This is a genomic window from Janthinobacterium sp. PC23-8, from assembly GCF_002250505.1.
Classification (GTDB): domain Bacteria; phylum Pseudomonadota; class Gammaproteobacteria; order Burkholderiales; family Burkholderiaceae_D; genus Janthinobacterium.
This window is the reverse complement of record NZ_NJGY01000001.1, coordinates 1,872,634-1,884,434: the sequence shown is the minus strand read 5'-3', so window position 1 is coordinate 1,884,434 and position 11,801 is coordinate 1,872,634. Positions and strand designations below refer to the sequence as shown.

Genomic DNA, 11,801 nt, shown 5'->3' with positions numbered 1-11,801 from the left:
GTGGCGTTGCGCCCGCCGTCGCTCGGCGGCGGTCCGCTGCCGTCCTTCCTGGTGAAGCTCTTGACCGATGCCCACGCCTCGATCATGGTGCCGTCAACGGTGAAATGCTCGTCCGAAACGAGGTTTTTCCATTCGGCGATGCGCAGCACCTGGGCGAAGAAACGCTGTGTCATCGCTTCGCTGAACAGGCGCTCACGGTTGGCGCTGAAGGTTGAGTGATTCCACACGGCCTCGTCGAGATTCATGCCGACGAACCAGCGGTAGAGCAGGTTGTAATCGATGTGCTGCACCAATTGGCGCTCGGAACGGATGGAGAACAGCGTCTGGATCAGGCTGGCGCGCAGCAGGCGTTCCGGGGCAATCGAAGGACGGCCCCGACGCGAATACAGCGCCTGGAAATCATCGTTCATATTGACCAGGATGGCGTCGACCAGCACCCGCAATTTGCGCAAGGGATGCGCATTCGGGATGCGTTCTTCCAACGAGCGGTAGCTGTACAGAGAGTGCTGGGTGACGTCGGTCTTGCGCATGATGGCGGTGGGGAAGTGGGGCTGATGCAACAACGTTTACCGGCCCGTGACGGTTGACGGGCACAGCGATTAATTCAACACCCTGTTAACGGCAACAGCACCGTGGTGCCGTAAAGTTGGAAGATGTGTTTTTCATGTAGCGTCTTGTGCTTCGCCCAGTACTTCGCCTGCACAACGTGCATCACGCTATCTTTAACGCACAGTAGATCGCGACCAAGGTCCTGCAAGCCTTCTGTAGCTCCGAAAAACGTGACGGTCCAACCGTCGATTTCGTACAGGTGCCCGAGATAGCGCTCATACATTCGGCCAATTTCGACCGACGATTTTGGGCGGGCTTTCCACTTTTCCAAAGCCAGTTGATTTCGCTCTACCGGTGTTAAGCGCTGATACTCCTGAACACTGATGTAGCGAGACACTCGGTCAGATTCGGCATCGTCGTCATCGTCGAGGTCAAGCGTAGCTTCCTCGTTCAAGATGTCGTCGCGGTATTGCTCGAGAGCGGGGTAGTACTCGTAAAACGTTTTAAGAGTGTACTCAAGTTGTTTAAGTCGCTCTGTAATCTCCTTCTTTTCCGTACCGATTCGACGAACCTGCTCGGCAGCCTTGTGTGCCGGGTTTTTCTTTGTTTCCAAGGCTCGTGCCGTCGCTTCGTCGGGGGCACGAAAGGCTTCTGCGACAAAATTGGCTAGCCACTTACGCCCATCAACATAGCTCGTATTGAACGCCGCCGAAAGTGCAATCAGCTCTGCTTTTCTTTGGTTGAACAGCGCAGTGTTGCATGCCCGGTCCTGCTCTGCAAGCGCGGCGCTCTTTGCACGCTCCACCCTTTCTTTAACGTCCATTTCTTGGTTCCGCTTTACCATTTGGCGGCCTACCTCTTTCGCCACCATGGTCGAGAAGAGCCAGTACACCGCCCAAATAACAGCTAGCCCCACAAAGATAACGACCAGGCCATTATCGCTGGAGCCGCGCGCATAGGCGGGAGCAGCCGCAGTTGAAAGCAAAAAAGCTGTGGTGATACGGCGGCGCATTGCTGCCTTTTCGGTTGTTGACATAGATAGTCGCAGATTGCCCGGATATTTTTGATAAAGCAATACCCGTCCACCGCGAGCTTTTCAACCCCGTCGCTATTCGTGCATTCGCGTGTAAAGCCGGTACCTATACGTGTAATCAATCAACCGATTCCACACAATGAAACCAGGTATCAAACTCCGCGACCACCAGCAAACGCTGATGGACGCGACCAAGGCGGCTTGCCAGGTACACCAGCGCGTGCTGGCTGTTAGCCCTACCGGGTCTGGCAAGTCGATGATGATTGCCGACCTGATTGCCTGGGGCCGCGCCAAGCACACACTGGGTGCTCATTACTGCGCCGCGCGCTATCCTCGTTGACCAGCTCTCAAACACGCTGGCCAAGTACGGTGCTTGAGCACAGCCAAGTTGCCACCGGCCGAGGTTACGACCCGGAGGCGAACGTGTTTGTGTGTGGCATCGAAACACTGCGTACGTGTCGCGCGCGGCTGAACATCGGTGACGATATCGACTTGGTCATCGTTGACGAAGCAGCGCACAGCTGCGCTGCAACTTGGGCCGAACTCATCACGTCGTTCGAACTAGCCAAGATCGTCGGGGTTCACGGCGTGCGCTGAGCTCCTGTCAGGTTGGCCTAAGCGAATAACAATCTGGCCTGGTTTCACTATTGCCTCCACCTCTGTCTATTGTTAAATAGAGCATCTAAATGCAAATGAGTCTTGTTTATGCCCATCCTCACAACAGCAGGGAAGTTCCGTTGGTCAATCGATATGCGGGCAGAGCCCGCCGTCCGTCCTCATCTGGACAGGCCGTACAAGGGCGCCATCGGGAGCACCTCCCGCACCGTGCTGGGCTCGGCAGTCGCGGCGGCAGTTCTGATTGGCGCGCAGGGCGCAGTCGCCGCCGAGTCGGGGCAGATACAAACCAGGGCAGGGGGGACGTCTCAAGAGGAGATAGCCTTGCCGGCCATTGTCGTCATGGGCCGCATGGAGTCGGCGACCACCGAAGGTAGCGGCTCCTATACCACGGGCCAGACGGCGGTGGCGACGCACCTGCCGCTGTCGCTGCGGGAAACACCGCAGTCGGTGACGGTGATCACGCGCCAGCGCATGGACGACCAGCAATTGAATTCGGTGCAGGGCGTGCTGGAGAGCACCACCGGCGTCTCGTCGTACCAGTCCGACAGCGAACGGACGAGTTTCTATTCGCGTGGTTTTTTGATCAACAACGTACAGTACGATGGCATCCCCACCGTCGTCGGCGACATCGTCAACGGTAGCGGCATCGGTTCTCTCGATACTGCATTCCATGATCGTGTCGAGGTGGTGCGCGGCGGCTCAGGTTTACTGACCGGCACCGGCAACCCCTCGGCCGCCATCAACCTGGTGCGCAAACGGCCGAGCCGTGAATTCTCGGCGTCCGCCTCGCTTGGCGCCGGGAGCTGGGATACCCACCGGGGCATGGGCGACATCTCGACGCCGTTGACCGAGGACGGCCGCATCCGCGCGCGCATGGTAGGGACGTACCAGGACGGACACTCGTACATCGACGGCTACAAGCCGAAGAGGAAGGCGCTCTACGGCATCCTCGAGGCCGATCTGACCCCGGACACGACAGTGAGCCTGGGCTATGACTACCAGGACATCACGCCGAAGGGCTCGACCTGGGGCGGTTTGCCGCTATGGTTCAGTGATGGGACGCAGGCGCAGTATGCACGCTCCAAGAACTACGCGCAGGACTGGAGTCATTGGAACAGCACCTTCAAGACGGCGTTTGCCGGGATCGAACACCGTTTTGATAACGGGTGGAAACTCCGGGCCGTCGCCAACCAGTACCGCACCGAATACGATGCCGAACTGCTCGGCCTGGTCGGCCGCCCCGATCGCGCCACGGGACTGGGCTCCTTTCCCTATGGGGCCTTTCCGGTAGCGCTGGCGGCCGAAGGTCGCAGCCGTCAAAACACCTTCGACGTGATGGCGAGCGGCCCCTTCAAACTGCTGGGTCGCCAACATGACCTGGTGGTGGGGGCGACGAGTTCGCGCCGCACGGCCAGCCAGGACGATATCGCACCGTTCTTTGCAGGCTTTGCGCCGGTCAATGTCCATGACCTGAGCCCGGCCTTTCCCCGTCCCAACTTCGATACCATGGCGTCGATACCGACCCGCACCCGTATCAAGCAGGGCGGTGTCTATGGCGCAGCCCGGTTCTCGCTGGCCGAGCCTCTGAAACTCATCGTTGGCGGCCGTTTCAGCGACTACGAAATCGACGACGTCGTCGGTGGCACGTCGTTGCACTACAAAAAGAGCGGTGAATTCACGCCGTATGCCGGCTTGATCTACGACATCGACAAGACCTATTCGGCCTACGCCAGCTACACGGGCATCTTCAATCCGCAAACCGACTATCGGGACAGCAAGGGCAACGTGCTCACGCCGTCAAACGGGAAAACCAAGGAAATCGGCCTCAAAGGCGCTTACATGGACGGGCGTCTGAATGCGTCGGTGGCCTTGTTCGAGAGCAAGTTGGGCAACGCGGCACAGATGGTCGCCGGAACCACTACGCCAGCCGGCGCCCAAGCCTATAAGGGCGCGGATGGGACGAAATCGCGCGGCATCGAGCTTGATGTGCAGGGCGAACTGGCGCGCGGCTGGAACCTCTACGCCGGTATCGCTCACTTCACTGCGCAAGATGGCATGGGCGTTCGCTTGAATTCGCAAATACCGCGTACCACGGCCCAGCTTTCCACCACCTGGCAGTTGCCCGGGGCGTGGAGCAAGCTGACGCTCGGCGGCGGCGTCAAATGGCAAAGCCGCTTCTACCAGGCGCCCAACACTGGCACCAGTTCGCTGGGCGGGGAACAAGCTTCTTATGCCCTGGCATCACTGATGGGGAATTACGCCATCACGAAGAAGCTCACCGCAGCCGTCAACCTCAACAACGTGTTCGACAGGAAGTACGCGCTACAGAAGGGCGATTTCGACACCGTGAGTTATGGCGCACCACGCAACGTGATGGTGACGCTGAACTACAGGTATTGATTTGCCCGCAGGCGAACGCTGCACCCGTTGGAAATCCGCAGACATACAACCATTGATTATAGAGAAAGCTCCTATGCCCCTACAGCCCGCCCCAAGCCCACAAGACCTGGCCATGAACAACCCAAACAAGGTCGCCCTGTTCTGGTTGACGACAGCCGCCGGCGCCGTGCTTTTTGTCACCTTCCAGCTGTTCTTCTACGTCAACGACTTTGTGAGAGCGCAGGGAACCACACCGGCGATCACGTTTGAGCCCGGCGTACTGTGGATGTTTTCCGCGTTCTATGGTTGCTGGATCGTCACGGTACTTATCGCATTGATCGGAACCCGTACGTCGCAGTGGGTCGTCCTGGTCCTCGGCAGCCTGCTGGTCGTCCTCAATACCCTCGGGGGGATCGCCGACGGCTTGCGCGACGGCTGGTACCTTGCTTTCTCGGCAATATTTTTCATTACGTTACCCGGCGTGTTCGCCATTGCGGTCACCTGGCGTCACATCAACAGCAAAGGCAACAATCATGTCTATCAATAATTCCAACTTCCCCCTGGTCTGGATGAATTTTACACAAGAACCAGGACATGATCACCAGAAGGATTTCGACGAATTCGAGGCCAATTTGCAGCGCGGCGAGCCCTTCGTGCTCTTGACCGATACCGTACCTGCCGAAGACCATGAACACTCGCCGGAAGAAAACAAACGCACCGCGCTCTGGATGAAAAAGCAAAAGGTTGCATTGCGAAAGCTGGTTCTGGCAATGATCATGATCGAACCCAACGCGGCCAAACGTCTTGGTTTCAAGGCATTTGCGGTAGTTTTTGCCAAGTTCTGGGGCTACCCTATGCTGCTTGCTGCTTCACGTGAGCAGGCAATCGAGATGGCAGGAGAACTGCTCGCAAAGGATGGAAAGTCATCCCACTGATAGCCCAGGCTGGCGTCCGATCTGCCATCCCAGTTTCTATTCCGACGTAACAAGACATTCCGTCTTGACCTTGCTTCTATACAAGTCTAAGATTAATGACTTAGAAGTAAGTTACCCGGAATCGCACATGGAAGTCCCGATGGATAGCAAGCCGCGCTGGGAGCGGCGCAAGGATGCGCGGCCGCAGGAATTGCTGGCCGCCGCGCTCGACCTGTTTGTCGAGCGGGGTTTTGCCTCGACGCGCCTGGAAGACGTGGCCAAGCGTGCCGGCGTGTCGAAAGGCACGTTGTACCTGTATTTTGAAAACAAGCAGGAACTGTTCAAGGCAGTGGTGCGCGACAATATTGTCCATTCGATCGGCAAAGCGGAAACCAGTATGGCCGCGTCGGACGCCAGCAGCGGCGAGCTGTTGCGCGGCATGATGATGCAGTGGTGGGAAGAGTTCGGCGCCACCAAGCTGGCCGGCCTGACCAAGCTGATGATGGCGGAAAACAATAATTTCCCGGAGCTGGCGCAGTTTTACAACGAAGAAGTCGTGCAACGCGGCAATGCCCTGATCGCCAGACTGATCGAGCGCGGCATGCGGCGCGGCGAGTTTCGCCAGGTCGATCCGGTGCTGGTCAGCGCCATCCTGTGTGCGCCGATGACCATGCTGATCATGTGGACGCATTCCTTTTTGCCCTGTGATGTGAATGACATCGACCCCATCGCCTACCTCAATACCTTTATCGACATGAGCTTGCGCGGATTGCAGGTGAACCCGTCCGTGGGCGCCTGAGCCACGCACAATGTTACCGTTCAGTTACGCCTTTGCCAGGTTCACTCCCTCAAATCTGCAGATCGTCGCAAATTTCCTCCACGGCCCCTCTTTATGGTTAACATGTGCTTTCAGCCAGTTCAACGATAAAATGGCGGATTATTACTTCACTTACCGAGTCCAAAGATGAATATCGAACAAGCCCGCTTCAATATGATCGAACAGCAAATCCGTCCGTGGGACGTATTGGACATCGACGTGCTGGAGCTGTTGAACGTGGTCAAGCGTGAAGATTTCGTCCCCGTTGCCTACAAGAACCTGGCCTTCGTCGATTCCGAAATCCCGCTGGGCGGCGGCGAAAGCATGTTGACGCCCAAGCTCGAAGCGCGCATCTTGCAGGAAGTTGCCGTCAAAAAGCACGAAAATGTGCTGGAAATCGGTACCGGAAGCGGCTACATGGCGGCCTTGCTGGCGCACAAGGCGCGTCATGTGACCACCGTGGAAATCCAGCCGCAATTGAAACAGCAAGCCGAAAAGACCCTGGCCGCCAATGGCGTGACCAATGTCAATGTGCTGCTGGGCGACGGTGCGCAGGGCTGGAGCGCAGGCGCACCCTACGATGTGATCGTTATCTCGGGCGCGCTGCCGGTGCTGCCTGAGGCGATTTTGCAACAGGTCAAGGTGGGCGGCCGCATCCTGGCCATTATCGGTGAAGCGCCGATCATGTCGGCGCACCTGGTCACGCGCACGTCCGACAAGGCTTACGACACGCGCAAGGTATTTGAAACCAGCGTGGCGCCGCTGCAGGCCGTGCCGCCGTCGCACTTCCAGTTCTGAGGCGGCGAGGATGCAATGGAGATCCTGAGCGCACCGCAACTGGCCGCCTGGCTGGCTGATCCTTCCCGTCCGCGCCCCTTCCTGCTCGACGTGCGCGAACCGTGGGAATTCGAACTGTGCCATCTGGACGACGCCACCCTGATGCCGATGAACTCGATCCCGGCGCGCATCGACGATCTCGATGAAGAGACCGAGATCGTCTGCATCTGCCATCACGGCGCGCGCAGCATGCAGGTGGCGGCGTTTTTGGAACGCCATGGTTTTGGCAAGGTCAGTAATCTGACGGGCGGCATGCACGCCTGGGCGTTGCAGGTCGACGCCAGCATGGCAAAATATTAAGTAGTTCCTGGTCGACGCCATCCCGGGCCTGTGCCGTGCGCAAGCCCGAGGAGACCCGCACCCGTCTGATCCGGGCGGGCGGCAGGCAGCATCCGATTCTTGTATCCATCAACTTTTGACGACTCCCACGGAGAAATGCAATGCGGAAACCCCTTATCGCCGTACTGATGACCAGCGCCTTTGTCTCGATGACATGCTCGCTGCAAGCACAGGCGGCCGATCTCATCCAGGTCTACCAGCAGGCGCTGGCCAATGACGCGCAGTACGCCAGCGCGCGCGCGGCCCTGTCGGCCGGGATGGAGCGGGTTCCGCAGGGCCTGGCCGGCTTGTTGCCGCAGGTGTCCGCCTCGGGCAGCAATACGCGTGGCAATGCCGAGCAGATCACGCAGAACCAGGGCGGCAACAAGATCACTTCGCCATCGGTCAATGTGCGCACCAACAGCTACAACCTGACCCTGGCCCAGCCGCTGTTCCGCTGGGACCGCTGGGAAACCTATCAGCAAAGCAAGCTGGCGCAGGCGATTGCCGAAGCCCAGTTTGCGCAGGTGCAGCAGGACCTGATCACGCGCGTGGCGCAAGCGTATTTCGACGTGCTGAGCGCGCAGGACAACCTGGGTGCGACACAGGCGCAAAAAGTGGCGACCACCGAACAGCTGGCCTCGGCCAAGCGCAATTTCGAGGTCGGCACGCAGACCATTACCGATACGCATGAAGCGCAGGCGGCATATGACCTGGTGGTGGCGCAGGAGTTTGCCGCCATCAATGACCTGGCCAACAAGCGCAGCGCCTTGCAAACGATTATCGGCGAAGCGCCGACGAATTTGTCTCCGATGCGCGCCGGCGTGGTGCTCAGCGCGCCGCAGCCGGCCAACATCGAACCGTGGGTCAGCTCGGCCGAAGAGCAGAACTTCGGCGTCGTCACGGCCCAGTTCAACGTGGAGTCTGCCAAGCGCGACATCGGCCGCAACCGCGCCGGCCATTACCCGACCCTGGACCTGATCGCCAACGCCGGTCATACCTATACCTCTGGTGGCGGCAATGGCAGCGGCAGCAACAACAACGCCATCGGCGTACAGTGGAGCATCCCGATTTTCAGCGGCTTTGCCGTCACCAGCGCCGTGCGCCAATCGATCGCGCTGGAAAACAAGGCCCGCAACGACCTGGAGACGGCACGCCGTTCGGCCTCGCAAAATGCGCGCCAGGCTTTCCTGGGCGTCAACAGCGGCATGGCGCAAGTGAAGGCGCTGGAAGCGGCGGAAGTGTCGAGCAAGTCGGCGCTGGAATCGAACCAGTTGGGCTACCAGGTGGGCGTGCGCATCAATATCGACGTCTTGAATGCACAGAAACAATTGTTTTCGACACAGAAAGATCTGTCGAAAGCGCGTTACGACACCATCATGAATGGCCTGCGCCTGAAGGCCGCCGCCGGCACTCTGAAGGAAACCGACCTGGTGCCGGTCAACGCCTTGCTTGATCGTTAAGCGGATCTTGCAGTAACAAAAAAACCAGCGGCTGCGCTGGTTTTTTTTCGTCGGTGGCTGTGGTCCGCTCGATTACAGCCCGCCGCCATGGCCGTCGAACTTGCGTTCGATCAGTTCGATCTTGTAGCCGTCCGGGTCGGTAATAAAGGCGATCACGGTGGTGCCGCCCTTGACCGGGCCCGGCTCGCGCGTGACGTTGCCGCCATTGCTGCGCGCCGCCTCACAGGCGGCGACGATATCGTCGGCCGAAATGGCGATATGGCCGTAAGCCGTGCCCAGGTCATAGCTGGTCGTGCCGTAGTTGTAGGTCAGTTCCAGTTCCGCATGGTCCGGGTTCGAGCCGTAGCCGACAAAGGCCAGCGTGTACTGATATTCCGGATTGTCGCTGGTGCGCAGCAACTTCATGCCCAGCACCCTGGTGTAGAAATCGATGGAGCGCTGCAGGTCGCCGACCCGCAACATGGTGTGCAAAATACGCATCTTGTATCCTTGGTATGAATGAGGCAGTGGCAGGATTCTAGGCGTTTTATGCGATTCTTGCAGAACACCGCTCCCGCCGCGCGTTCTCTGGCGGCATGGAACGGTGCGTGGACTTATTCCAGCGTGGCGTCGAGCGTGATGTTCGCTACCAGCAGTTTCGATACCGGGCAGCCCAGCTTGGCGCGCCGCGCCGCATCCTGGAATACCTCGTCGGTGGCGCCCGGAATGGTGGCCACCAGGGTCAGATGCACGGCGGTGATGGCGTATTCGCCATTGACCTTGTCCAGACTGACCTGCGCCGTGGTTTTCAGCGCGGTGGCGCTCAGGCCCGCTTCGCCCAGCTTGCCCGACAGGGCCATGGTAAAGCAGGCCGCATGGGCGGCGCCGATCAATTCTTCCGGATTGCTGCCCGGACCATCTTCAAAACGGGTATTGAAGCCATAGGCGATATTGTCGAGCGCACCGCTCTGGCTGGAAATAAAGCCCTTGCCATCCTTGAGGCCGCCACTCCAGACGGCTGATCCTGATTTTTTCATGCTGTGCTCCTTTGCTTGGGTTCGAGCGGCCATCATGCGCGACGCCAGGCCATGCCACCGTTCGGTGCGTCACACAGGGCGATGATCGTCCCCCTGCCATCGGCCGTTCAAGGCGAGGTCGTCACGCGCCAGATCACATTGCCCACATCGTCGGCCACCAGCAGCGCACCTTCCTTGTCGATGGCCACGCCGACCGGGCGTCCCTGGGCGTTGCCCTTGCGATCAAGAAAGCCATCGACGAAATCCTGTGGCGGTCCCGACGGCTTGCCATCGGCAAACGGCACGAAGATCACCTTGTAGCCGCTGAACGGCTTGCGGTTCCATGAGCCATGCTGGCCGATAAATGCGCCGCCCTGATAGCTGTCGGGGAACTGTTTGCCTTCGTAAAACGCCAGGCCCAGCGAGGCCGTGTGCGCGCCCAGTGCATAGTCGGGCGCGATAGCCTTGGCCACCAGTTCCGGCCGTGGCGGTTTCACGCGCTGGTCGACGTTCTGGCCGTAATAGCTGTAGGGCCAGCCGTAGAAGCCGCCGTCCTTGACCGAGGTCATGTAGTCGGGCACCAGCTCATCACCGAGCTCGTCGCGTTCATTGACGGCCGTCCACAACGCCTTGCTGGTGGGCTGCCAGGCCATGCCGTTCGGGTTGCGCAGGCCGCTGGCAAAAATGCGCGGCTTGCCGGTGGCAATCTCAACCTGCCAGATCGCCGCGCGGCCTTCTTCGGCGCCCATGCCGTTCTCGGCCACATTGCTGTTCGAGCCGACCGACACATATAAATACTTGCCGTCGGGGCTGGCCACCACGTTCTTGGTCCAGTGATGGTTGATGGGGCCGCCCGGCAAGTCCATCACCTTGACCGGCTTGGCGGTAATCTCGGTCTGGCCTGCTTCATAGGGCACCTTGACCAGCGCGTCGGCATTGGCGATATACAGCTCCTTGCCGACCAGCGCCATGCCGAAGGGCGAATGCAAGCCTTGCATGAAGACGGTGCGCGTCTGCGCCACGCCGTTCGCGTTCACGCCGCGCAACAGGGTGATGCGGTTGGCTGTGGGCGTGCCGGCGCCGGCCTTTTTCATGGTCATCTTCATGATCTTGCCCTTGATGCCCTTGCCGTCCTCGGGCTTGGGCGGGGCATTGGTTTCGGCTACCAGCACGTCGCCATTGGGCAGCACATACACCCAGCGCGGATGGTCGAGGTCGCGCGCCAGCGCATGGATGGCAAAACCGGCCGCCACCGTCGGTTTGGCGTCGCCGGTCCAGCGCTCCACCGGCGCCACCTGCACCGTGGGGATCAATTGCTTCGATGGCTTGGGCAAGGTCGGATTGGGGCCGAAGCCGGGCGGCATGGCTTGCGCCAGCGCACTACCGGCGCCGGCGAAGGCCGTGGCGGCGGCCAGGGCCAGCAGGGAAACGCGCAAACGGGGGGCGGGAAAGGGCATGGCAGGCTCCGGGATCAGGTTTGGCGGGTTTTTTTGGATGTCAGGTCGGAAGCTGGCCTGGCTTGGCGGGGCGGCGCCGGCTTGACCTTCTCGACGCCGGGCCCGTTGCGCAGGTCGGTGTCGACCAGCCCTTGTTCCAGGTCGCTGGCGGCCTGCTTCATGAGGTCGCGCGGCTTGACGTTCTGTGCGTCGGGCGATTCGTCGCGCTCGTGCGGCAGGCGGTCCACGCCATCGTTTTGTACTTTCTCATCGGTATTGATCTTGCGCTCGCTGCTGCGCTCGCTGCGTTCGGTAACCATATCGGCCTCCTGAGGCAATGGATGACAGGCTGTCAGTGTCCCTGCGCATGCCAGAGCACGCAAGCGGATTTCCCTGCCGAGGGCGCGCTGGCGCACGCAGGGGCCGATCTTTTCTTCTCCCC

15 protein-coding genes are annotated in these 11,801 nt (G+C 59.9%); 9 read left to right on the top strand and 6 right to left on the bottom strand.

What is annotated here, in order from left to right; genetic code table 11:
• The coding region (locus CD932_RS29280; protein WP_254926608.1) for a transposase at positions 1-530 on the bottom strand (530 nt) is incomplete at its 3' end.
• A gap of 74 nt (positions 531-604) precedes the next feature.
• The gene (locus tag CD932_RS08140) at positions 605-1,624 is read right to left on the bottom strand and encodes a hypothetical protein (protein ID WP_141213208.1); all 1,020 of its coding nucleotides are present in this window, start codon (positions 1,622-1,624) and stop codon (positions 605-607) included.
• A gap of 97 nt (positions 1,625-1,721) precedes the next feature.
• On the opposite strand from CD932_RS08140, the gene CD932_RS08135 reads away from it, so the two are divergent.
• The 9 genes from CD932_RS08135 to CD932_RS08095 all read left to right on the top strand — a co-directional run bounded on the left by CD932_RS08135 (position 1,722) and on the right by CD932_RS08095 (position 8,928).
• Entirely contained in the window at positions 1,722-1,922 is a 201-nt protein-coding gene (locus CD932_RS08135; protein WP_094442191.1) for a DEAD/DEAH box helicase family protein, read from the top strand.
• A gap of 29 nt (positions 1,923-1,951) precedes the next feature.
• Positions 1,952-2,179 carry a DEAD/DEAH box helicase family protein gene (locus CD932_RS08130; protein WP_094442190.1) on the top strand — a complete coding sequence of 76 codons (228 nt, stop codon included), beginning with the start codon at positions 1,952-1,954 and terminating at the stop codon, positions 2,177-2,179.
• Positions 2,180-2,287: 108 nt separating this feature from the next.
• Positions 2,288-4,600, top strand: a complete 2,313-nt coding sequence (locus CD932_RS08125; RefSeq protein ID WP_254926514.1) for a TonB-dependent siderophore receptor — start codon at positions 2,288-2,290, stop codon at positions 4,598-4,600.
• Between the two features lie 112 nt (positions 4,601-4,712).
• Positions 4,713-5,126, top strand: a complete 414-nt coding sequence (locus CD932_RS08120; protein WP_254926513.1) for a hypothetical protein — start codon at positions 4,713-4,715, stop codon at positions 5,124-5,126.
• Positions 5,113-5,514 (top strand): hypothetical protein, encoded by a 402-nt coding sequence (locus CD932_RS08115; RefSeq protein WP_094442188.1) that lies wholly within the window; start codon positions 5,113-5,115, stop codon positions 5,512-5,514. The genes CD932_RS08120 and CD932_RS08115 overlap by 14 nt, the downstream gene beginning before the upstream one ends.
• Before the next feature lie 127 nt (positions 5,515-5,641).
• Positions 5,642-6,292, top strand: a complete 651-nt coding sequence (locus CD932_RS08110) for a TetR/AcrR family transcriptional regulator (protein ID WP_094442187.1) — start codon at positions 5,642-5,644, stop codon at positions 6,290-6,292.
• 165 nt (positions 6,293-6,457) lie between these two features.
• Complete coding sequence (locus CD932_RS08105; protein WP_094442186.1) at positions 6,458-7,108, top strand: protein-L-isoaspartate O-methyltransferase; 651 nt, start codon at positions 6,458-6,460, stop codon at positions 7,106-7,108.
• 15 nt (positions 7,109-7,123) lie between these two features.
• Positions 7,124-7,447, top strand: a complete 324-nt coding sequence (locus CD932_RS08100) for a rhodanese-like domain-containing protein (RefSeq protein ID WP_094442185.1) — start codon at positions 7,124-7,126, stop codon at positions 7,445-7,447.
• Between the two features lie 140 nt (positions 7,448-7,587).
• The gene (locus CD932_RS08095; RefSeq protein WP_094442184.1) at positions 7,588-8,928 is read left to right on the top strand and encodes a TolC family outer membrane protein; all 1,341 of its coding nucleotides are present in this window, start codon (positions 7,588-7,590) and stop codon (positions 8,926-8,928) included.
• 72 nt (positions 8,929-9,000) lie between these two features.
• On the opposite strand, the gene gloA is transcribed toward CD932_RS08095, so the two are convergent.
• From gloA to CD932_RS08075, 4 genes are all read right to left on the bottom strand, one after another.
• Entirely contained in the window at positions 9,001-9,408 is a 408-nt protein-coding gene (gene gloA / locus CD932_RS08090) for a lactoylglutathione lyase (protein WP_094442183.1), read from the bottom strand.
• Positions 9,409-9,521: 113 nt separating this feature from the next.
• Entirely contained in the window at positions 9,522-9,944 is a 423-nt protein-coding gene (locus CD932_RS08085; RefSeq protein ID WP_094442182.1) for an OsmC family protein, read from the bottom strand.
• Between the two features lie 107 nt (positions 9,945-10,051).
• On the bottom strand, positions 10,052-11,287 hold the full coding sequence (locus CD932_RS08080) for a sorbosone dehydrogenase family protein (RefSeq protein WP_254926607.1): 1,236 nt from the start codon (positions 11,285-11,287) through the stop codon (positions 10,052-10,054).
• Positions 11,288-11,394: 107 nt separating this feature from the next.
• The gene (locus CD932_RS08075) at positions 11,395-11,679 is read right to left on the bottom strand and encodes a hypothetical protein (protein ID WP_094442180.1); all 285 of its coding nucleotides are present in this window, start codon (positions 11,677-11,679) and stop codon (positions 11,395-11,397) included.
• Positions 11,680-11,801 lie beyond the last annotated feature (122 nt).